General features: G+C 35.7%; 22 protein-coding genes. 20 read left to right on the plus strand and 2 right to left on the minus strand.

All coding sequences use genetic code 11. The features are described 5' to 3' along the window. Positions 1–56 precede the first annotated feature (56 nt). The 6 genes from QSV08_RS14470 to QSV08_RS14495 all read left to right on the plus strand — a co-directional run bounded on the left by QSV08_RS14470 (position 57) and on the right by QSV08_RS14495 (position 6,628). Entirely contained in the window at positions 57–941 is an 885-nt protein-coding gene (locus QSV08_RS14470; protein WP_324024273.1) for a sugar phosphate isomerase/epimerase family protein, read from the plus strand. Then, the gene (locus QSV08_RS14475; RefSeq protein ID WP_324024275.1) at positions 941–2,104 is read left to right on the plus strand and encodes a mandelate racemase/muconate lactonizing enzyme family protein; all 1,164 of its coding nucleotides are present in this window, start codon (positions 941–943) and stop codon (positions 2,102–2,104) included. The genes QSV08_RS14470 and QSV08_RS14475 overlap by 1 nt, the downstream gene beginning before the upstream one ends. A gap of 3 nt (positions 2,105–2,107) precedes the next feature. Then, positions 2,108–2,602 carry a VOC family protein gene (locus QSV08_RS14480; RefSeq protein WP_324024276.1) on the plus strand — a complete coding sequence of 165 codons (495 nt, stop codon included), beginning with the start codon at positions 2,108–2,110 and terminating at the stop codon, positions 2,600–2,602. Further along, on the plus strand, positions 2,595–3,557 hold the full coding sequence (locus QSV08_RS14485) for a 2-hydroxyacid dehydrogenase (RefSeq protein WP_324024277.1): 963 nt from the start codon (positions 2,595–2,597) through the stop codon (positions 3,555–3,557). Before QSV08_RS14480 ends, QSV08_RS14485 begins: the two co-directional genes overlap by 8 nt. A gap of 8 nt (positions 3,558–3,565) precedes the next feature. Beyond that, positions 3,566–4,861, plus strand: coding sequence for a Zn-dependent hydrolase (locus QSV08_RS14490; RefSeq protein ID WP_324024279.1), 1,296 nt, complete (start codon positions 3,566–3,568; stop codon positions 4,859–4,861). Between the two features lie 216 nt (positions 4,862–5,077). Next, positions 5,078–6,628: a M20/M25/M40 family metallo-hydrolase gene (locus QSV08_RS14495; protein ID WP_324024281.1), complete on the plus strand. Its 1,551-nt coding sequence runs from the start codon at positions 5,078–5,080 to the stop codon at positions 6,626–6,628. A gap of 4 nt (positions 6,629–6,632) precedes the next feature. On the opposite strand, the gene QSV08_RS14500 is transcribed toward QSV08_RS14495, so the two are convergent. Continuing rightward, complete coding sequence (locus QSV08_RS14500; RefSeq protein ID WP_324024283.1) at positions 6,633–9,221, minus strand: cyclic nucleotide-binding domain-containing protein; 2,589 nt, start codon at positions 9,219–9,221, stop codon at positions 6,633–6,635. A gap of 202 nt (positions 9,222–9,423) precedes the next feature. On the opposite strand from QSV08_RS14500, the gene QSV08_RS14505 reads away from it, so the two are divergent. The 10 genes from QSV08_RS14505 to QSV08_RS14550 all read left to right on the plus strand — a co-directional run bounded on the left by QSV08_RS14505 (position 9,424) and on the right by QSV08_RS14550 (position 17,779). After that, positions 9,424–12,579 (plus strand): WD40/YVTN/BNR-like repeat-containing protein, encoded by a 3,156-nt coding sequence (locus tag QSV08_RS14505; RefSeq protein ID WP_324024285.1) that lies wholly within the window; start codon positions 9,424–9,426, stop codon positions 12,577–12,579. A gap of 8 nt (positions 12,580–12,587) precedes the next feature. Then, positions 12,588–13,160 (plus strand): pentapeptide repeat-containing protein, encoded by a 573-nt coding sequence (locus QSV08_RS14510; protein WP_324024287.1) that lies wholly within the window; start codon positions 12,588–12,590, stop codon positions 13,158–13,160. Between the two features lie 9 nt (positions 13,161–13,169). After that, positions 13,170–13,397: a DUF4177 domain-containing protein gene (locus QSV08_RS14515; RefSeq protein WP_324024289.1), complete on the plus strand. Its 228-nt coding sequence runs from the start codon at positions 13,170–13,172 to the stop codon at positions 13,395–13,397. Next, entirely contained in the window at positions 13,366–13,584 is a 219-nt protein-coding gene (locus QSV08_RS14520; protein WP_324024290.1) for a DUF6500 family protein, read from the plus strand. Before QSV08_RS14515 ends, QSV08_RS14520 begins: the two co-directional genes overlap by 32 nt. Beyond that, a complete protein-coding gene (locus tag QSV08_RS14525) occupies positions 13,581–14,138 on the plus strand; it encodes a hypothetical protein (RefSeq protein WP_324024292.1) in 558 nt (185 codons plus the stop codon). Before QSV08_RS14520 ends, QSV08_RS14525 begins: the two co-directional genes overlap by 4 nt. Positions 14,139–14,342: 204 nt before the next feature. Beyond that, the gene (locus tag QSV08_RS14530) at positions 14,343–14,852 is read left to right on the plus strand and encodes an outer membrane beta-barrel protein (RefSeq protein ID WP_324024293.1); all 510 of its coding nucleotides are present in this window, start codon (positions 14,343–14,345) and stop codon (positions 14,850–14,852) included. A 163-nt stretch (positions 14,853–15,015) separates the two neighbouring features. Beyond that, entirely contained in the window at positions 15,016–16,428 is a 1,413-nt protein-coding gene (locus QSV08_RS14535) for a hypothetical protein (RefSeq protein WP_324024294.1), read from the plus strand. 76 nt (positions 16,429–16,504) lie between these two features. Next, on the plus strand, positions 16,505–16,885 hold the full coding sequence (locus QSV08_RS14540; protein WP_324024295.1) for a VOC family protein: 381 nt from the start codon (positions 16,505–16,507) through the stop codon (positions 16,883–16,885). 51 nt (positions 16,886–16,936) lie between these two features. Then, the gene (locus QSV08_RS14545) at positions 16,937–17,428 is read left to right on the plus strand and encodes a DUF6265 family protein (RefSeq protein WP_324024296.1); all 492 of its coding nucleotides are present in this window, start codon (positions 16,937–16,939) and stop codon (positions 17,426–17,428) included. Then, positions 17,429–17,779: a hypothetical protein gene (locus QSV08_RS14550; RefSeq protein WP_073241936.1), complete on the plus strand. Its 351-nt coding sequence runs from the start codon at positions 17,429–17,431 to the stop codon at positions 17,777–17,779. A 161-nt stretch (positions 17,780–17,940) separates the two neighbouring features. On the opposite strand, the gene QSV08_RS14555 is transcribed toward QSV08_RS14550, so the two are convergent. After that, positions 17,941–18,405, minus strand: a complete 465-nt coding sequence (locus tag QSV08_RS14555) for a CBS domain-containing protein (RefSeq protein WP_036151428.1) — start codon at positions 18,403–18,405, stop codon at positions 17,941–17,943. Positions 18,406–18,525: 120 nt separating this feature from the next. On the opposite strand from QSV08_RS14555, the gene QSV08_RS14560 reads away from it, so the two are divergent. From QSV08_RS14560 to QSV08_RS14575, 4 genes are all read left to right on the plus strand, one after another. Then, complete coding sequence (locus QSV08_RS14560; RefSeq protein ID WP_324024300.1) at positions 18,526–20,808, plus strand: M28 family peptidase; 2,283 nt, start codon at positions 18,526–18,528, stop codon at positions 20,806–20,808. Continuing rightward, positions 20,801–21,607 carry an SDR family oxidoreductase gene (locus QSV08_RS14565; protein WP_324024301.1) on the plus strand — a complete coding sequence of 269 codons (807 nt, stop codon included), beginning with the start codon at positions 20,801–20,803 and terminating at the stop codon, positions 21,605–21,607. Before QSV08_RS14560 ends, QSV08_RS14565 begins: the two co-directional genes overlap by 8 nt. Positions 21,608–21,732: 125 nt before the next feature. Beyond that, on the plus strand, positions 21,733–22,107 hold the full coding sequence (locus tag QSV08_RS14570) for a hypothetical protein (RefSeq protein ID WP_324024303.1): 375 nt from the start codon (positions 21,733–21,735) through the stop codon (positions 22,105–22,107). 135 nt (positions 22,108–22,242) lie between these two features. Then, positions 22,243–22,947 (plus strand): tetratricopeptide repeat protein, encoded by a 705-nt coding sequence (locus QSV08_RS14575; RefSeq protein ID WP_324024305.1) that lies wholly within the window; start codon positions 22,243–22,245, stop codon positions 22,945–22,947. Positions 22,948–22,959: the final 12 nt, after the last annotated feature.

Raw genomic sequence — 22,959 nt, forward strand, 5'->3', positions numbered from 1 at the left:
GATGGATCTAATAGAAAAATAGAATTTATCGGATAACAAATCAATAGTATTTAACAATGGAATTAGCCATACATAATTGGATGCGTGCCGAATCTCTTGAGCACACACTCAATAGAATCAACAAATTAGATTACACGCACATAGAAATACAAGGTGCACCTGAGAGTTACGACATTAAAAAAACGCAACTGCTTTTAGATTTGTACGGTATAAAATGTTGGGGTTCCGTCACCTTAATGTTAGAGCAACGAAATTTACTTGCGAAGGATCCAGCACAACGAAAAATGTCGGTTCAGTATGTAAAAGACGTTGCAAAAATGGTCTATCAATTAGGTGGCAATGTTATTTCATTAGTGCCAGCTACCGTTGGTAAAATTGTACCCGATGCCAAACAAGACGAGGAATGGGAATGGGCAGTTGAGGGAATACAAGAAATCTATAAATACACCGAAGATCACGGTCTACAAATTGGTATAGAACCTATAAACCGTTTTGAAACTTATTTCATTAACCGTGGTGAACAGGCATTGGCGTTAGCTGAAGCTGTGGGTCCTAATTGCGGAGTCTGCTTAGATACCTTTCATATGAATTTAGAAGAGGTGAATATGTACGACACCATAAAAAAAGTTGGTAAGAGACTAGTGAATTTTCATGTTGCAGACAATAACAGAATGGCTCCGGGTATGGGTCATTTAAATTGGTCTAAAATAATTGACACGCTTAAAGAAATCGAATACAACAAAGTACTATCCGTAGAATTTTGTGCTCCTTTAGATAGAACTCCCGCTAATCCGTTTCAGAATTCGGTTGAAGCAAATCCCGAAGGGTTAACTGCCGAACAGAAGAAATTCTTGGAAGACCATGGTAGTTCAGCCACTACCGATGAGTTTTATACGATGCTTACCAAAAAATCTATTGATACCCTAAAAACACTTATCTAATGAAAATCACCAATATAGAAGCATTTTGGTTACGCTGCCCTATACCTAAAGAAAAACAACACTTTTCTGACTATGGCTTATTGACAAATTTCGATATGACTTTGGTCGTTGTAACTACAGATACCGGCATACAAGGTTTTGGCGAAGCAAAAGCAGCAGTGGGTTCATCGGGTTCATGCGCATCTATCGTTAGTTGTATTGAGAATGAATTAAAACCTCAACTTATTGGTAAAGACGCCCGCAATATTTCTCGTATTTGGGAACATGTCTATAATGGCACCAGAGACCACTATTCACTTTCTAGAGGTAGAAAATTTCCGATTTTAGGAAGAAGGGGATTGACCATTTCTGCCATGAGCGGAATTGACACTGCTCTTTGGGATATTAAAGGAAAATCGTTACAAACTCCCGTTGTTAACTTGTTAGGTGGAAGCTGTCGCGATAAAATGCCAGCATATGCAAGTGGCGGATGGGCAAAAGCAGACGCCATTGGTGACCAATTATTAGGCTACACCTCTAAAGGATTCAGCGGAGTAAAAATGCGTGTTGGCATTATGGACCAAACCGTTGCTGAAAGTATAAAACGGGTAAAAGCAGCTCGTGAGGCTTTACCTGACCATATAAAATTAATGACTGATGCTCATGGTACTTTTAGTGTGCCCGAAGCAAAACAATTTACCAAAGGCGTAGAAGATTGCAATCTTTATTGGTTCGAAGAACCTATTAGTCCCGATAACAAAATAGGCACTGCCGAGGTTCGTGCAAATACTTTTATACCCATTGCGGCAGGTGAAAGTGAGTACACCGCTTTTGATGTTCGCGATTTAATAGCCGAACGTGCTTTAGATGTATTGCAACCCGATTGTGCTATTATTGGCGGAATCACTGAAGCCATGCGCGTATCGCAATTGGCACATACCTATCAGTTAGAATTGGCACCACACTGTTGGGGGTCTGCATTTTCTTTTATGGCAGGTCTTTCAGTTGCCTTCGCTTCACCGTCTGCAAATGTTATTGAGTTCTCTTTAGGAGGAAACCCAATGATGTATGATTTGGTTCAAGAAGACATTACGGTCGACAAAGAAGGAATGCTTATAGCACCCGATAGACCAGGATTAGGATTGACTCCGAATTGGGATTTTGTAAAAGACTTTAAACAATAAATTATGGCAAAGGCGGTACATATTAATCACGTTGCTTTGGTAGTAAGCAATTTAGAAGAGGCATGTAAATTTTATGAAGAAGAATTGGGCTTAGAAGCTATTCCTGCATTTTTATTTGATTACCCAACAGCCTTTTTTAAGTTTAACGAAGAGCAACAATTACATTTAACCGAGTGGGAAGATGAATTTTCATTCAGAGGTCATATTTGTGTCCAAGTGGATGATATTAATTCGATGTTCTTTCGGATGAAGGAGCTTGGTGCTATCGATATTAAACCCTGGGGCAATGTGCGTCAATTACCAGATGGCGCCATTCAAATGTTTGTTCGTGACCCATCGGGAAACTTAGTAGAGCTTTCTTCTGTACCTGGTGACTATATAGACCCGAAGATTTTTGAAGACGAATTGTTTAAAGAAGGTATTTATGTGTCGGGAAGAAATGATTTCCGCGGATACAAATCTAAAGACGCTACCCTTTACCATAAATCAAATGAGTAAGAATATCCTTTTGCTGGAAACGGTTGCCGATGATGCAATGCGCATGTTGGAAGAAGCATTAGACATGAATATTTTAACTGGATATGATGAAGAATCACTAAAAAGTCAAATTCAGAACAACAAGGTTGATGCTATCATTACACGCGGTAAAGGTCAGGTACGAGATTCATTAATGGAACAATTATCTGACTTAAAAGTAATATCACGTTGCGGTGTTGGCTTAGATAATATTGATGTTTCTGAAGCTACCAAAAGAGGTATTAAAGTAGTAAATGCACCCAATTCTAATGCGGACACAATAGCTGAACATACCATTGCGCTGTTACTAATGCTTCAGCGCAATTTATATACTGCCGTAACCATGGTCAAAGAAAACAGATGGACAGATCGAGGCACATATGTTGGTGATGAAACCCACGGAAAAACCTTGGGTATAATCGGTATGGGGAATATTGGTAAAAAAGTAGCCAAAATCGCTACAGCCTTGGGTTTGAATATAGTATATTGGAGTTCTAAAAAAGAAGATGTTCCTTACTCGTTTGTTGAATTCGACCAACTTTTAAAAATATCAGACAGTATTAGTTTACACCTTCCCTTAAGTCCCAAAACAGAAAATCTTATTAATGTATTGGCATTTGCAAAAATGAAACCTTCAGCTTTATTAATCAATACAGCTAGAGGTGGAATCATTGACCAGAAAGAATTACTCAACGCGTTACAGAATAACAAAATAGGGGGCTTTGCAGCCGATGTTTTGGCTCAAGAACCACCTGCTCAGAACGAGCCCTTATTACAATTAAACAATGTTCTTGTTACTGCCCATTTAGGTAGTTTAACAAAAACTACGTACACCAAAATGTGTACAATGACAATTGCGAACACATTGGCAATTTTAAGAGATGAAGTCCCAATGGCGAATTGTATTTTTAATAGAAATGAACTAGGAATAAGCTAAAAATAAATATGAGAACTTTTAAAATCATAATTACCCTAATTTTAATTATTTGTCCATTATTGAGTATAAATGCTCAAATCTCGGTGAATCAAGACCGATTGGAAAAACGCATTATGAATCTTGCTCAGTTTGGGATTCAAGAAAATGGCGAAACAGAACGTGTTGCTTTTAGTGATGCCGATGTTGCTGCCCAGCAATGGGTTATTGAACAATTAAAAGCCATGGATATTGAAACCCATATCGATTTTGCTGGCAATGTTATTGGAATACGAAAAGGGACAAAACCAAATATGAAACCTATTTCATTTGGCTCACATATAGACCGCGTTCCACATGGTGGTAATTATGATGGTTGTGTTGGCAGTATGGCTTCATTAGAGATTCTTAAGGCCCTAGATGAAAACAACGTTAAAACGAAACATCCATTAGAAATTATAATCTTCTCTAATGAAGAAGGTGGTGTTGTAGGTAGTAGGGCAATCGCCGGACATTTGAAAGAAAGTGCTTTTACTGTTAAAAATTCAACAGGATATACCATTGGCGAAGGTATGATGAGATTAGGCGGAGATACCACCAGACTAGCAGAAGTGGCTCGTAAAAAAGGAGACGTTGCTGCCTTTATAGAACTACACATTGAACAAGGAGGCACTCTTGAAAAAGAAAATTTAGAAATTGGTATTGTAAAAGGGATTGTAGGACTAAAATGGTGGGATGTTGAATTCAACGGTTTTGCCAACCATGCCGGCACTACACCAATGAATGCTAGAAAAGATGCGCTCTTAGCAGCCTCAAAATTCATCATTGCCGTTAATGAAGTTGCCACTAGTTTTGATGGTGCACAAGTTGCTACGGTAGGCAGAATAAAGTCAGAACCAGGTGCACCGAATGTAATTCCTGGTCATGTGGTTACGAGTCTTGAAATTAGAGATTTGTCTTCTGAAGTTATTGAAAAGGTATATACTGCTATCGAAAAAAGAGCAGAAGAAATTAGTATAGAATCGGGAGTTGAAATTTCCTTTAAAAAACTGGATACTACAGCAGACCCAGCTATTATGGATTCAACCATACAATCTGAAATCGAAAAAAGTGTTCAGTTACTTAAATTGAGTTACAAATCAATGCCAAGTGGCGCTGGTCATGATGCGCAAGACATGGCACTTATAGCACCAACGGGAATGATATTCGTTCCGAGTAAAAATGGAATTAGTCATTCTCCGAAAGAGTTTACCTCAGCAATTGATATGGCAAATGGTGCCAATGTACTATTGCAGACTATTTTAGCACTAGATAAGAAGCTCAAATAATAGTTTTAAAAATCTTTCATCTATCGATAATTCATTTACCTTAAACTAATTAATACTCAATAACTAAATCGCACTTAAGAATAAATGGGTGAGGAAAATTGGGCTTATTTAATCAAAGAAAGTCTACCTCGTTTCCTTCAGAAATCCGATAAATTTTAACACATCGCTTACGCCCTTAAATGAGTACCTTAGTTCAACTAACAAACTATCTTGAACATGAAAAAAGGACTACTCTTTGGTGCATACTTATTATGCGCCACTTTCGGATTTTCTCAATCCACAGAAGACATCGTTAATGCCATTGAAAAAGAAGGCGTTGAAAATTCTCAATTAGAGCAATTGGCTTACGAATTAATGGACCTCAACGGACCACGCTTAGTAGGTACTCCAGAAATGAAAACAGCACATGACTGGGCAATAAACACCTATAAAAAATGGGGGATTTCTGCCGAAAACCAACAATGGGGAACTTGGAAGGGTTGGCAAAGAGGTATTACTCATGTAGACATGGTATCGCCACGAGTAGCATCACTTCACGCTACTCAATTAGCATGGAATCCTGGTACGAGCGCTAAAGGTGTTACTGCATCATTAATTACATTACCAAGCTTTAAAGACTCATTATCATTTGTAAAATGGCTTCCTAATGTGAAAGGAAAAATAGTAATGATTAGTATGTTGCAACCTACAGGTAGACCAGATGAAAACTGGGAAGAATATGCGACAAAAGCATCCTTCGAGAAAATGAAAACGGAGCGCGATTCTATCGAAAAAATATGGAGACAGAATATTAACAATACAGGCTACACGAGTAGAAATATCAATTCTGCATTTGAAAGAGCAGGTGCCGTAGGTATTGCACAATCTAGATGGTCTGAAGGTTTTGGGGCTAATAAAATTTTCAGTGCAGGTACGGATAAAATTCCCGCAGTAGATATTTCTTTAGAAGACTACGGAATGTTATACAGAATGGTAGAACATGGCGCCGATACCAAAATTAAAATAGTGGCGGAATCTAAAGATTTAGGTGTAGTACCAGCATTCAATACCATAGCAACTATACCAGGTACCGAATTCCCAGATGAGTATGTAATTCTTTCTGCTCATTTCGATTCTTGGGATGGTGGAACAGGCGCAACAGATAATGGCACAGGAACAATTACCATGTTAGAAGCTGCACGTATTCTTAAAAAGGTGTATCCGAATCCGAAACGAACTATTTTAATTGGACATTGGGGAAGCGAAGAGCAAGGCTTAAATGGTTCTAGCTCATTTGTAGCAGATCACCCAGAAATTGTAGCAGGTGTACAAGCTGTTTTTAATCAAGATAATGGTACAGGTCGTGTTGTTCGTTTATCGGGACAAGGTTTTCTACATGCCTATGATTATTTAGGGCGTTGGTTAGAAGCCGTACCAGAAGCGTATAAAAATGAAATAGAAACTACCTTTCCAGGTTCTCCTAGTCGTGGTGGATCAGACTATGCATCTTTTGTAGCTGCTGGTGCACCTGCGTTTTCATTAAGCTCTCTTAGTTGGGATTATTGGAATTACACCTGGCACACCAATTTAGATACCTATGACAAAATAGTATTCGATGATGTACGTAACAATGCTATTCTAACTGCCATATTAACTTACATGGCTTGTGAAGACCCTGAGAAAACATCGCGTGAAAAAGCTGTGTTAGGTATTAACCCAAGATCTGGTAAAAAAGGAGAATGGCCAACACCAAGAACACCACAACGCAAAGGTGGTCAAGACGAATAACTAATTATAATTGATTTTCAAGCTCAAGGCTATCCGCTGCTTGTAGTGCTTTCTTTATGGCAGTACTCCACAGTGCATAGCCTTGTTTGTTTAAATGCAATCCGTCAGAAAGGTATAATTCTGGTATCGGTCTATTATCCGTCGTAATCATCTGTGCAAATACGTTAATGTATTGTGCATTCAGTTCGGTAATAAAATACTTAGACAGCATTAAATTAGTTTCCATTATAAGCGGAATCAAAGCTTCTCGCTCTACACTCGGTTTTAAGCTGATCAATGCCAATTCTGCATCAGGATACTTATTAGTTATTAAGCCCACCAATTCCATACAACCAGAAAGTACCTCTTGGGGAGTTTTACCACTATTCAAATCATTCTCTCCTGCGTACAACACAATTTTAGACGGATTAGCTTCGGTAAAAATCTCATCAAAATAATGAATACACCAAGCGAATGTTGATCCGCCAAAACCAAGGTTCACCACATTGAACGGACTCAAATCACGTTTCATATTTACCCACAAACGCACCGAAGAACTGCCGTAAAAAGCAATTAAGTTTTCTTGAGTCGGCAACTTATCAATACGTCTTTTCAATCTTTTGATCTCATTACACCAAATAGCAGGTGGCTCCTCTAAATTGTCGGCACCCGAGCTAGATACATTTAACTGCTCCGCTCTTTCGATAGCCTTTTTCACATACCCTTGATATTCCGCCTGATACTGCTCCATAAAAGCATATAGATCTTCGTTACTTTTAGAAGGTACTTTTTCACTCAGTAAAAAAGGTTCTTTTATAGCACAGTAGTATAAAGACTTCCCTATTCTCTGATCAAAATTCACCATAACCACAGGTATTATATAAGGTTCTGGATCGGTATGTAATGCCAATTTGAAAGCGCCCATTTTAAAAGGACCCGGAGATTCGTCTGTTCTATAAGAAGTGCCTTCGGGACTAATTATTAAATTATAACCTTGCTGCAAATGTTTTGAGGCTTCATTATAGAAGATGCTTCTTGCCTCTTCTTTTCTATTGTTAGAAGTTTCATCAGATTCTTTAGTATACACATTTATATAGCCAAGGTTATCGTAGTAATTCTGATGACCGTATTCTTGCCCTTGCCCTATTCTAACCGTACGAATACCTGGCTCTTCATACTTTTTATGCAAAACCATGGCACTTAGAAAATGTGAATCTAGGGTAATCTGAAAATTATTATTTAAGGTATAATGCGGGTCATTGATTAAGTGGTTATAGATAAAAATATTACCAGTATCGTCAGGTAAGTTTTCCCAACCTTCAACAATATAAGGCACGTTTTTAAACACTTTCATCGTTAGCTCTGCACAGACCTTTCTATTTTGCTTGGCATCTTTACTGTTCTTTTCAGCCACATTCTCATAAATCTGCTGTAAACCGCTTATAAACTCATGCTCCTTTTGATCCTCACCCAATAACTCTAAACTCAACGATGCAATATGGCGTTCTAAAGCAGTCCCTTTTTTTACCAAACTAGTCAACGCATCATAGGCGAATTGCTTAGTCGTATTACTTTTTAAAAGATGCGGCACTTGATGTAAAGGTGAGGATAACAATAACCGCGATTTATTATTTTTGATCAATTGATAGACCGCTTGTAGATTATGTTTACCCAACAAGCCAACATACCTTACAAAAGCAGCATTTAACTGGTTCCCCATTAGCCACAATAATCGCTGATAAAACTGACCTTCAAAAGCATCATCTATCTGAAATAGTTTCATTAACTCGCCATCAGGGATAAAGTAAGCCGAAGTCTTTGTATTCGTTATAGCTGAACAAATATCTTTTTCCTTTAAAAGGCAAGACCATCCAAATATAAATCCGGAATTCTTAATAGAACGTTGTTTGATCTCAATCGTATTCTCTATTCGCTTAACCGTTACTTCTCCATGAATAAGAATAAACAATCCGTTACTTGAACCATCTTGTACATACAAAACTTCATCTGGCTCATATTCTCTACGTTCTGCCAACGCAGCTAACGCCATTAAGTTTTTTTCTTCAAAATAATCAAGAAAAGGAGAACGTCGCATTAATGAAACAATCTCTTCTTGTTCGGCAACGGGAGATATAAAAAACTGTCGATCTTCTACAAAGGGCTGAAACCGTACAGGACTCAACAATTCCGTTTGTTTAGTTAAAGCCGTATGCAAAACACGATACAATTTTGCTCCAATGTTTTTAAGTAAGATATTCTGATGCCCTTTTTTCAAATAGGCATCTAGCTCATGAAATGGTATTTCAAAAAAAGATGCTTTTGGTGAGGCTACGGTTGCTTTATAAGTAAACCGTTTGGGTGTATTGAATCCGTTTAATCCAATAGTAGAAAAAGGTTCTGAGTTTTGGCAAACGAGAATATCGCTCTCTGGGTTGTCAAGTGAAATATAGTAATTGACACTACCTTCTATCAGCCATCTAAAGGTTCTAACTTTTTTATGAATATAACTGATAGCATACCCTTTTTGGTATGTTTTCAATTCTCCGTTCGGAAAGTATTCTTTTAATTTTTCAGTAGTTATTTCTTGCTTTAAATCTCTAGTTTGGTGTATCATACTCCTTCTAACTTAACCAGATAAAAGCGAATAAAGAAGCGGCACCAACATTAAAACCAATTTAGCATTTTAGCAAATTGATATTAGTTAAAACGATAAAAATTAAGCCCTTAAACTTAGAATAAGCAAATTCAATTTATAGACTACCGATTTACAAAGGCTTTTATTATCTTCCCTACTCAACAACAAATCAGACCACACCATGAAAACTATCAGACTACTACTCGTGCTCATCATTATGGCACCTTTAGCCCTACAATCTCAACGTAGAAAAAACAAAATTTCAGAACCGACCATTAAATTAGAAGATTCTCTTTTCACGGGACTAAAATGGCGAAATATTGGTCCGTTCAGAGGCGGGCGCAGTGTTGCATCAACTGGGGTTCTTGGACAACCAATGGTGTACTACATGGGTACTGTTGGTGGCGGAATCTGGAAAACAACGGATGACGGAATCACGTGGAAAAATATTTCTGACGGATTTTTAAAGACTGCTACAGTTGGAGCAATCTCCGTATCTGAAAGCAACCCGAACATTGTAATTGCCGGTATGGGCGAACATGCTGCCCGTGGTGTTATGACCTCTATGGGTGACGGAGTATATAAATCTACAGATGCTGGTAAGACATGGAAACATATGGGGCTTGATGAAACAAGACATATCTCTGACATTATTATAGACCCTACTGATCCCAATATCATATTGGTGTCTGCTCAAGGTGCACAATACGGACCATCATCGCAACGCGGTATTTATAAATCTACCGATGGTGGCGAAACTTGGAAAAATGTTCTGTTTGTAGATACTATAACTGGAGCTTCTGCTTTATCGATGGATATGACCAACCCTACTATCTTATACGCAGCAATGTGGCAACACAGACGCTTTCCGTGGACGATGGAATCTGGAGGCAAAAATTCAGGAATTTACAAATCGACAGATAGTGGTGAAACTTGGGAACAATTAAAAGAAGGGCTACCTAAAGAAATGGGTAAAGCAGGTATTTCTGTTTCTCGGGCCAACCCAGAACGTGTATTTGCTGTTATCGAAGCAGAGGGAGAAAAAGGTGGTGTATACCGTTCTGACGATGCAGGTAAAAAATGGACGCTTATCAATAAAGACCGTATCAATATTACACGCTCTTGGTATTACATGGAGATTTTTGCAGATACCCAAAATGAAGATATTGTCTATGTATTAAATGCGCCTGTAACGAAATCAATAGATGGCGGTAAATCATTTTCACCGCTTTCTACTCCGCATGGTGATAATCACGATTTATGGATAGACCCATTGAACAATCAACGCATGATAAATTCAAACGATGGTGGTTCTAATGTTTCTAATAACGGAGGAAAAAGTTGGAGCACGCAAGAAAATCAAAATACAGCTCAATTTTATAGAGTAATTACCGATAATCTAGTGCCATATAATGTGTATGGTGGTCAGCAAGATAATTCTACTGTTGCGATTGCATCTAGAACAAATGATGGTGGCATAGACTGGAAAGATTGGTATGCTGTAGCTGGTGGCGAAAGTGCCTTTTTAGCATTCGACCCAGATAACCCAGAGTTGATTTATGGTGGAACATACCAAGGTAATATTGACAAATGGGATCCGAATACGAAAGAATCTAAATCTATAAAAGAATACCCAGAATTAGGTTTGAGCATCTCTCCAGAAAATGCAAAATACCGTTACAACTGGAATGCACCGATAATTACCTCTCCACACGACAGAAAAACCATTTACCATGGTGGCAACGTTGTTTTTAGATCAACAGATGAAGGTCAAAGTTGGACAGTTATAAGTCCCGATTTAACCAAAGACGAAAAAGACAAGCATGGTCTTGGTGGCGGTCCGTTTACCAATGAAGCTGCCGGTGGTGAGATATACAATACACTAACTTATTTAACTGAATCTCCGCATGAAGAAGGTGTTATTTGGTCTGGTAGCGACGATGGTTTGGTGCATGTAACCAAAGACGGCGGAGCGAATTGGGCAAATGTTACTCCCGCTGGTGCAAAAGAAGGTATTATAAATAGTATTGAGGTATCTCCACATGATCCAGCAACAGCTTACATTGTATTAATGCGCTATAAGTCGATGGATTTTGCCAACTACATCTACAAAACCACGGACTATGGAAATACTTGGACAAAAATTACTAATGGCATCACAGGCGACAATACATTTACACGAGTAGTTCGTGCAGACAAAAAAGTAAAAGGGCTTCTTTACGCAGGTACAGAAACCGGTTTATTTGTTTCGTTAGATGACGGTTTACATTGGCAGCCTTTACAATTAAACTTACCCCTAACCCCAATTAATGATTTGGTTATACAAGATAATGATTTGGTGGCTGCAACTGCGGGTCGTGCATTTTGGATTTTAGATGATTTGGCGGCGTTGCAAAATAGCAGCACTCCAAAACAAGCATTAAATATCTTTAAACCAAAAGACACCTATTTGTTTAGTGGCGGGTCTAGTGAAAAACCTTTACCAGGATTAGGAAGTAACCCGAAAAGCGGAGTTACTTTTGATTACTACTTGAGTCAAGAACAAGACAGTACCGAACTTAAATTAGAAGTGCTACAAGATGGTAAAGTAATACGTACAGTAACGAATCAAAAAGACAAGAAATTTAAAACGTGGCCAGGCGGACCATCAAAACCAGCTATTCTTGCCTCTAAAAAAGGATATAACCGTTTCACTTGGGATTTTAAAAGGGAAAGCTTACCTGCAGTTGAAAAGGTATTTGTTCTTGGCGGATTAAATGGTTCTACCGTTAGCCCTGGCGATTATCAGTTGAGATTGACATTAGGCGAGCAAACAGCAGAAACTACCGTAACTATTTTACCACACCCAAAGGTGAAAGCAAGCAAGGCAGATTATGCAGAGCAACAATCTATGATGATGACCATAGAAGCTACCGTACTTGAAATTCACAATTCGGTAAATAACATGCAATCGGCAAAATCGCAATTAAAACAGTATGGTAAATTACTTGCAGATAATGAGAAAGCAGAAGCACTATTAACACAGGGCGATTCACTGACCAAACGTATTACCACTTGGGAAGAAAACTTAATTCAGCCTAACCAAAAAACCTTTCAAGATGTCATCAATTTTGAAAATAAGCTGAATTCACAATTATTGAATCTAAGAGGCTATATCGATGCTGCAGAACCGAAAGTTACCGCTGGTGCGAAAGAGCGATTAAAAGACCTATTAGCAATGTGGAATACATTTAAAACTGCGCATGATGAAATTATAAATTCTGAAATGGAGGCATATAATACTATGTTTCAAAGTTTAGAAATTCCGGCAATCATCTTATCTGAAAAACAAAACTAAAAGCGCTTGTGCAAAAACTAATACTAGATAAAACCTTTAAAGGAGAAAATTACACCGCTACTAGATTACCTAGAGCGGAATACGAGAATTGCATTTTTGAAGGATGTGATTTCTCTAAGGGATATGTAGATAACCAAACCTTTTTAGAATGCGAGTTTATTGATTGTAATTTAAGCAATGCCAATATTGTAAATACCACTTTTAAAGAAGTGAAATTTTCGCACAGTAAACTAATGGGGCTAGCCTTTAATACCTGCAATGCCTTTTTGATGGATTTATCTTTTTTTGATTGTAATTTAAGTTTTGCAATCTTCACAGAATTAAAATTAGCAGGTCAAGTATTTACGTCTTGTAAACTTGAAGAAGCTGATTTTGGAGATTGCGATTTAAGCAAATCCAAATTTGATGAATGCAATCTAGAAAGAGCTGTTTTTGGGAGAACTAATCTGCAAAAAGCTGATTTTAGTAGCGCAACAAATTTTAGTATCGACCCTGATAATAATTCTATGGCAGGAGCCATATTTTCAAAAGATAATCTTGAAGGATTATTGCAGAAACACAAATTGAAGATTTTAAAATAAAATAAAACTATGTACGAATATCAATATATTAAAATATCCATAGGAGGAATATTTAAAGTCAAGCCAAAATCAAACTACAAAGAGATTATTGCCGCCAAAGCAAAAGAAGGCTGGCGGTTTGTTCAAATATTTGCACCTGGCACATCAACTTATGGCTCGGCTTCCTATTTTGAATTGATTTTTGAGAAAAAAAATAGATTAAAAAATGAACCAAGAAATAAAATCAAAAATCATTGAAGTCTGTAATGCTAAAATTGCCGCGAAAGGAGAAAATGTAGGTCTTTCATTCTACGCTTTCTTCAAAAATAAAAATGACAATCCTGAACTTTTAATGGAAGTAGCCCAGTGGTGGATTTTAGAACATAAGCTAGATCATTTTGAAAAGGCATTGAAAATAAAAGAGATGATAAAAGTTATCCAATGAAAAACACCATTTTAATTCTATTTCTAATTGGCGTATTGAATAGCTGTGACAATCAAAAATTAAGTCACAAAGAGGCTGTTACTACATATTACAATGCTTTTGATTCTGGTGAATTCAATAAAATTAAAACAGTAATACATGATAGTATTACAATGGTTAATGGTGATTTTTTAACGCCTTTTGACAAGAATAGTTTTTATGAATTTTATAAATGGGATTCCGTTTTTAAACCATCGAATCAAGTAATTGAATTGGTTGAAGAAAACGATGACGTCATTGCAACTATCACTCAAAAGAATATTCGTAATGCCTTTTTAAAGAATAATCCATTACAATTTAAAGTCAAAGTTTCTTTTACCTCAGGTAAAATTTCTAAAATTGAAGAATTAGAATACATAGAAGTTAATTGGAATACATGGGCGCAAGACCGAGATTCTTTAGTGAATTGGATGAAAGTAAATCATCCAAAGCTAGACCGTTTTGTAAATGATTTGACTATACAAGGGGCAATTAATTATGTGCAAGCCATTGAATTTTATGAGGTTCGGGAATAATTAGAAATAAAGTAGGGTTTTATAATTAGTTTTAGAAATGGTTAATTAGATAATAGTGTCACTACCATCAACCTTCAATTTCAACCCAAAATTAGACGATTAATAAATATTAACATTTAAAATAATTAATTACCTTTCGCAAATATTTACATCTTAAATAGTATAAAAACACTTATCAATTAATTGTTAATCAAAACATTAACCATGAAAAAAATCACTCTATTACTAGCCTTGTTTACTATTGGCTTTACGTACGCACAATCACCATTAGAAGAAGGAGCTTTACAAGCAAATGCAGGATTTGGCTTTTCAGGATGGGGAACTCCTATTTACGCAGGATTAGAATATGGGGTAGCACCGAATATCTCTGTTGGAGGCGAATTATCGTATCAAACCTACAACTACGGTAGCGGTTTTGGTGGTGACTACAAGAGTACTATTTTCGGTATTACAGGAAATGGTAATTATCACTTCAATGAAGTTTTCGAAATTCCAAGTCAGTGGGATTTATATGCAGGCGCTAATTTGACTTATTACAGCTGGTCTACCAAAATTAACGGTAGCACTGTAGATGGTGTTGACGTTGACAATTTCGGTATTGGTTTACAAGTAGGTGGACGTTATTTCTTCAATGATAAATTTGCCATCAACCTTCAAGTTGGTGGAGGAAACGTAGTAAGTGGAGGTAGAATCGGAGTCACTTATAAGTTATAAGAACACTTTTTTACAATAATACAGGGGTGGCTTACAAATATGTAAGCCACCCTTTTTTGTTTTACTACATCAACTATCCCTACTTTAAAAGCAACTTGCAAGCTTATATTAAAACTTCTTAATATCTTATATGTTTAAAACAAGACCTGTTAATTAACATTACATGACCTTAAAAAAAGGATTTCTACAACCTGATTCGTTATCCGTTCCAAAATACAAATACCCTATTGGCATCATTTTAGGTCTAGTTCTTGCTTTTTATCTTTATAGTCTACAATATATGACACGTGAAGCCATTCGATGGTTTTCAATTTCAGATAATGACTTATGGCTACTAAGTGATTCTGAAGTAAGTTTCTACAATCTCATATTTGCATTTATTTCTATAATTGTAGGTCAAAGTTTTTGCTTCATTTATTGGTTCCATAGACCCTTAAAAGCACACAAACTAAAAGCTGGAAGACTTCAATCTATAATACATGAACAAAGGTTTTTTAATTGGTACGTTTTAGCTTGGTTTTCAAAAACAGCAACCATGTACGGCATTCTTTTCGCAATGGCAGGTACTGGTGGATATTATGTAGTTAGTATGTACCCTTATAACAACTATGTGTTTATACTTATAGTCATTGTAATGTTTTTTCAAGTTTGGAATTCAATTCTTTTGACTTTTAAAAGAAGAGCCTATAAATGGATAATGCTATCATTTACAGTCGTTTCATTACTATCATTTGGACTTTCAAAAATCAATATTGTTGATTATAAAATTTTAAATAAAAAAGTAGTTAGCAAACAATTAGAAAAAAGATATCAATTACGTCTTCCAACATCTAATGTTTATCAGACTCAGAGTCGTAGATTATATTATGTGCCAAATATATCTTTGGTTAAAACTAAGAATGAAAATAAACCAATCATATTAGTTGATGACAATGAGAATACTATTGCATCACTTACAAATGAGGTTTTAAAAATTAAAAACAAATTACCTCTTGAGCTACAACTTGGAATGCCCGTTAATTTAAAGGTCGATAGAGAAATACCTATGAGTTTTGTTCGCCAAATCAATAAAAGTATGGCGCTAAATGATATTGAAATGATTAGTTATATCGTAATTCCTAAAGAAGCTGAATATGACCATAGATACTATGTTTATAGAGAAAAAACACATTTAATAACCTTTAATCAACTTCATGAAGATTTTAAACTAGAATTATACCTTGAACAAATAAAAGAATATTCAAACGAGATAAATATTATAGTAACTAAAAATGGATGTCAAATTGATGATTTACATATTTCATACGAAGAATTATCGAATGTACTCGAGAAAAGGATAGGTGCAAATAATGATTACGGTATTAAATTTATGTTGAAAAATGAACTAAATTTTGAAACATATTTTAAAGCGATTTCAGGACTTCATGAAGCTGTTTTTATTCTTCGGAACGAGGAATCTTTAAAAAAATTTGCAATCGATTATAAAACTTTAGAAACTAACTATATGAGAGATGAACAGCGCCTAATAGATCGAAAGTATCCTTTACGGTATCTTGAAATATGGGAAGAGAAATAATTTTTTCTTAAGCATTCTTTTACGAATATAGAATATCTAATTTAACTAATACTCTTGTAAAACTCCAAACAACCCAATGAACAAAGTACACCACGCCGCCATCATCTGCTCTAATTACGAAGTTTCTAAAAAATTCTACATAGAAGTTTTAGAGTTAGAGATCATTCGAGAGGTATATCGAGAAGAGCGAAAATCTTACAAATTAGATTTGGCATTGAAAGGTGAATATATAATTGAATTATTTTCTTTTCCTAATCCGCCAAAACGACCGTCTAGACCAGAATCATGCGGATTAAGACATTTAGCATTTGAGGTTGATGATTTAGAAAAGATTATTGCACATTGTAATAAACACGATGTAATAGCAGAACCTATTCGTATCGATGAGTTTACCAACAAGCGATTCACTTTCATTGCCGATCCAGATGACTTGCCTATAGAGTTTTATGAAAAATAAGTGAAGCCGTTTGTAAACGTTTAATTTGTATCTTGTTGCAAATACTAGAACATGAAATTTTTACTGCTTTTCTTACTTTCCTCGACGTGTTTACTACAGTCACAAAATACCGTTTCTTTTGAAGAAGGAATGATGAGTCCCGCTGCGAAATTAAACAATATAGATTGGCTTGCAGGACATTGGAAAGGAGAAGCCTTTGGCGGAATTGCGGAGGAAATATGGAGTCCGCCTGCAGATGGTTCCATGATGTTCTCTTTTCGATTACTTGATAAAGGTGAAGTAAGTTTTTATGAATTCGGACATCTTATAGAAATTGACGGCACGCTAATTCTACAACTCAAACATTTCGATGCTAATTTAAGTGGCTGGGAAGAACGAGATGAAAATATAGAATTTAGATTAGTTAAAATAGAAGAGAACAAATATTACTTTGATGACTTTACTATTGAGCGCATATCTGACAAAGAAATAAACATGTATGTTGAGGTTGGTGAAGAAGACGGAACATCGAACGAAGTCACCTTTAATTACCACAGGCAATAGATGAAAAAGGAATGTTTAGAATGCGGAAAAGAAGTCATGGGCAGAGTCGACAAAAAGTTCTGCAATGATTACTGTCGCAATACATATAACAATAAAGTAAACCCAGATAGCAAAAACCTTATTAGAAATATCAATAATAAGCTTCGCAAAAACTATCGTATTCTTGATAGCTACAAATTAAAAGACGGCAAAACGAAAACCACCCGTATGCGGCTTATAGATAAAGGTTTTGACTTCGACTTTATCACCAATCTATACACCACAAAAAAAGGGACTACCTATTACTTTCTATATGATTTAGGGTATTTACCTCTAGATAATGATTTCTATATGATTGTAAAGAGAGAATAGTTGGTTGTTGGTTGTTGGTTGTTGGTTGTAAACATTATATAAAAAAGTCTCCTTTTAGGAGACTTTTTTTATGAGTTAACTTCTTACTTTGTACTTCTTACTTTGTACTTCTTACTTTGTACTTCTTACTTTGTACTTCTTACTTTGTACTTAATAAAAATCTATTTCCAATTATGACCACTTAATTTAAGTGCTGCCACAACGATATCTTTTCTACTTATTTGCCCTACCAATATTCCGTTTTTCATTACTGGTAGTCTTCTTCTATTATGTTGTGCAAAAATACCTGCTGCATCAAAAATTGAAATATCATGAGGAATCGTTTCTACCGACTTTGTCATGAAATTCTCTACACTCTTATCTAAAATAGGTTGATTAAAATAGCGACTTTCAGAAATCTGCTTCATACAATCTGCTTCAGAAATGATCCCGACCAGAAATCCGTTATTATCTAAAACCGGTCCACCAGATATATGATGTTTGGCAAATTTCTCCATTACGGCTAAAATTGAATCATCTGGCGAAAAAGTGATTAACTTAGTGGTCATATAATCAGCGACCAATATTGGGGCTTCAAATTCCTTTTTAAATACTTTTCGAACACCTTGAAAGCTTTTGATTCCCATGATAGTTTATTTAGAGGTTGATTACTAAAGATAACAAATAAAACGAATTTTACTAATATTTTTCGATGTATACCTATTTATACTCAGTATTTTAGGACTTTTTTAAAGAATATCATAATCATGAGAAAAACACCAACCGTATTAACTTTACTTCTTATTATCCTTGCCACATATTGGAGTTTTAGAGTGTTACTACCACAATATAATGAGGGCGAAACGGTCGTAGAAACTGAGTTTTCTACAGATAGAGCCTTACAACATGTAAAAGAAATATCGAAAGAACCACATGGCGTTGGATTTCCTGCACACACTACCGTTCGCAATTATATTACCGAAGAACTTCAAAAATTAGGTTTAGAAACTTCTTTACAAGAAGGCTACACCGCTGGCGATTGGGGTAATTTGAGCAAAGCCGAAAATGTATTGGCACGCATTAAAGGTAGCGAATCGGGCAAAGCGTTATTATTATTAAGTCACTATGATAGTAATCCGCATTCTTCATTAGGTGCTAGTGATGCAGGTAGTGGTGTCGCTACAATTTTAGAGGGCATAAGAGCTTTCTTGAAAACCAATGTTACCCCTAAAAATGATATTATCATTCTCATATCTGATGCTGAAGAGTTAGGTCTCAACGGTGCCGATTTATTTGTTGATAAACACGAATGGTTGAAAGATGTTGGCTTAGTCTTGAACTTTGAAGCTCGTGGCAGTGGCGGACCAAGTTATATGTTGATGGAGACCAATAGAGGGAACAGCAAATTGATTTCTGAATTTATAGCTGCAAATCCTGAGTTCCCTGTAGCAAATTCACTTGCCTATAGCATTTATAAAATGTTACCCAATGATACCGATTTAACCGTATTTAGAGAAGATGGTGATGTAGAGGGTTTCAACTTTGCATTTATTGATGACCATTTCGATTACCATACGCAAATAGATAATTATGAAAGATTAGACAGAAATACATTGGCTCACCAAGGTAGCTACCTAATGCCATTATTAAGCTATTTCAGCAATGCTGATATCACCAACTTAAAAAGCCTTGATGATAATGTATATTTCAATGTGCCCTTCTTTAAAATGGTGTCATATCCGTTTACTTGGATCATGCCCATGCTTGTTATAGCCATTCTCTTTTTCATCATCCTATTAATCTCTGGTTTCAGAAAAAAAGTGCTGAATGGAAAAGATATTATAAAAGGATTTATCCCCGTACTCTTCACATTGGTGGTTAACGGAGTGTTAGGGTTCTTTAGTTGGCAATTTTTAAAATGGGTATACCCAGCATATAATGATATTCTACATGGTTTTACCTATAACGGTCACGCGTATATATTTGCCTTCACATTATTTTCTTTGGGCACTTGTTTCTACGCCTATTATAAATTTAAAGTGATTAAAACGGCAAATTTACTGGTTGCCCCATTTATTATATGGATTATCATTTGCGCACTAGTAGCGGTGTATTTACAAGGTGCCGCATTTTTTATTATACCAGTATACAGCTTTTTGGTTGCCTTTTACGTGCATATCAACCAAAAGAATCCGAATGCATTTTTACTTGTATTTCTTGGTATTCCAGCCATTTTCATATTCGCACCATTCGTAAAAATGTTTCCTGTTGGTTTAGGTTTAAAAATGTTGGTAGCCACTACCCTATTGACGACATTAATCTTCTTTTTATTACTACCATTGATTACCAAATACAGAAAAAAAGGCGCTTTGGCATTTCTAAGTTTCTTATTATTTGCCGGCTTTATGGCATCTGCACATATGCATTCTGGTTTTACAAATGATAGACCAAAACCTACTAGTTTATTATATGTTTTAGATACTGATGAGAATAAAGCAAAGTGGGCAACTTACGAACATCGCCCATCTGACTGGACTTCGCAATACATCACCAAAAAAGTAGCGGACACGCTACTTTCTAAAAAGACCATTAGCAGCAAATACGGTTCTAATTTTACGTTTACAAATGAAGCTCCGTTAAAGAATGTACCAAAACCAACAATTGAGGTGCAACTAGATACTATTGCAAATAACATTCGCACAGTTCGTTTATGCATTACTCCGAATCGACCTATAAATCGTTTAGAGGTTTTCACCAATGCTGTTGATATTCAAAAGGCAGATGTAAATGGCATTGAACTATCTGAGCATTTTCTTAAAAACAGAAATAGCGGTAGGCTGATTACCCATTACATAAGCGATAAAAATTATACGGATATTACCCTAGAAGTTCCGCAAGATCAAGATTTGGAACTTACGGTTTATGAAGCTTCTAATGATTTACTTGAAAATGGGTTATTCTCGATACCAAAGCGAAAAGAAAATCAAATACCAATGCCATTTGTGTTGAACGATGCTATATTAACTATACAAAAAGTAAAATTTGACTAAGAAAATCGGCGTTATAGGTTGTGGATGGCTAGGCTTACCATTAGCTGAAAGTTTAATTGCTAGTGGTTATACTGTTAATGGAACTTCTACTTCTGATGAGAAAATATCGACCCTAAAAGAAAAAGGTATCACTCCGTTCAAAATGGCTTTATCTGAAAATAAAATTAATGGTGATATCAATGCATTTCTTGATTCGGTTTCGGTGCTTGTTATAAATATTCCTCCGAAATTAAGAGGAAAAGGTCCTAAAGAAAGTTACATCGCAAAGATTAAATTACTGCACGATGCTATTAAAAAGTCAGCAGTAAAAAACATCATTTTTGCAAGTAGCACTGCTGTTTATGGTGATGCAGAAGGTATCGTAACCGAGAAAACGGCACCTCAACCCACCACTGAATCTGGCATACAATTAGTACAATGCGAAGACCTTTTAAAAAACGATAAAAAATTAAATACAACGATTATTCGATTTGGCGGATTAATTGGACCAAACAGACACCCCGTGACTATGTTGTCGGGCAGAGAAAACCTTAGTGGTGGGGACGCACCCGTCAATCTGATTCATTTAGATGATTGCATTGGCATTATAAAAAGGATTATTGAAAGCGACCATTATAATGATGTGTTGAATGCAGTATACCCTGAGCATCCAACGAAAAAAGAATATTATACGTTACAAGCAGAAAAAAGAGGCATACCTGCGCCAAAATACTCCGCAACAGGTAAAAATCAAAAATTAATATCGTTTTGTAGTATTTTTCTTATTAATGACTATAACTTTCTTACATCTATAAATTAACCCTTCACCACACTTAGCTTACCTTTCACAACAAATACCTAAAAACGGCGTTAATATATTGTTGGCTTTCAACTACTTATCGACGTATGACATACCTTTGTTTAACAATATAAAACCATAATATTATGAAGAAAGATAAATTACGGGAGAGGGTTTTAGTTGAATTAGAGAAGCTCATCTCCCTAAGTTGCAAGAACCCAAACGGTTCTAAAAAGTACGAAGAACTACATATTGCATTATTGAAAAAATACTATAATGCAACAAATGTAACTATAGACTATCACCGCCATAGAATTAAAATGGAAGTTATAGAAGACGATAGCCTGTATGACCCTAAAACGGTAAATACTTATTTACCAACATTTTACACAAACTTATTATTTAACAACTTGTGTAACTTTCTAATTTCATGTGTTGAAAAAGACAATAAGAGTATTGGCTTTTATACACAGCTTTTAAATTCTTTTAAAAAATCTAATAACAGATTAGAATTAGCTTAAGAATTTAAAAACTATTGAAGTTTAAAAAAGGCGCCTTGTAGGGCGCCTTTTTCATTTCTAAGATTTAAACCTTTCCTTAACAGGATCATACAGATTAATTTAATAGTTTAGCGCACTTTAAAAAGAACAAGAAAGATGAAAAAATCAGTTTTAATAGTTGTAGCTGCAGTATTATTATCAGGTAGTTATGGATATTCACAGACAAAATCAGAATTACTAAAGCATTACGAAGCATTTTATGATCAAATGCGTTTACAGGGCGATGTTGATGGTGTAATCAATGCATTAACACACTTAAATATCTTATCTCCATCTCAACAATGTAATGATACCCTTGCCTATATTTATGCAAATGACAATCAACATTTACAAGCTTTAAACATTCTCGGAATCGAAAAAGTAGATTCTGATTCTAATTTAGCCATTCAAGTAAAAGCGGTTTCATTAAAAGCCATGAATCAGCCAAAAAGAGCCTTAGAGCAATTTGAAGCATTAAATGCGAGAGAGCCAAATGCATACCTTGCCTATGAATTGGCAGATTTGAAAGTACAAACCGGTGACAACTTAGGTGCTATGAAACATGTTGAATATGGTATTAAAAATGCTACAGATGACATGAAATATGCATTCTATGAACGCCAACAACCTTACGAAGTTCCTTTAAAAGCTGCCTTTATTCATGTAAAAGCACTTATTCAATATGGTATGGATAAGAATAATATTGATCAAGCAATCGCTACTTTAGACGAGGCATTGGCAATTGACCCTAATTTCAACTTGGCTAGTATGAGCAAACAAGCTCTGACTTCAAGAAAAGAAGCTCCTGAAGAGAAAAAATAATAGTATATTATT

This window comes from Maribacter sp. BPC-D8 (genome assembly GCF_035207705.1).
GTDB lineage: Bacteria > Bacteroidota > Bacteroidia > Flavobacteriales > Flavobacteriaceae > Maribacter.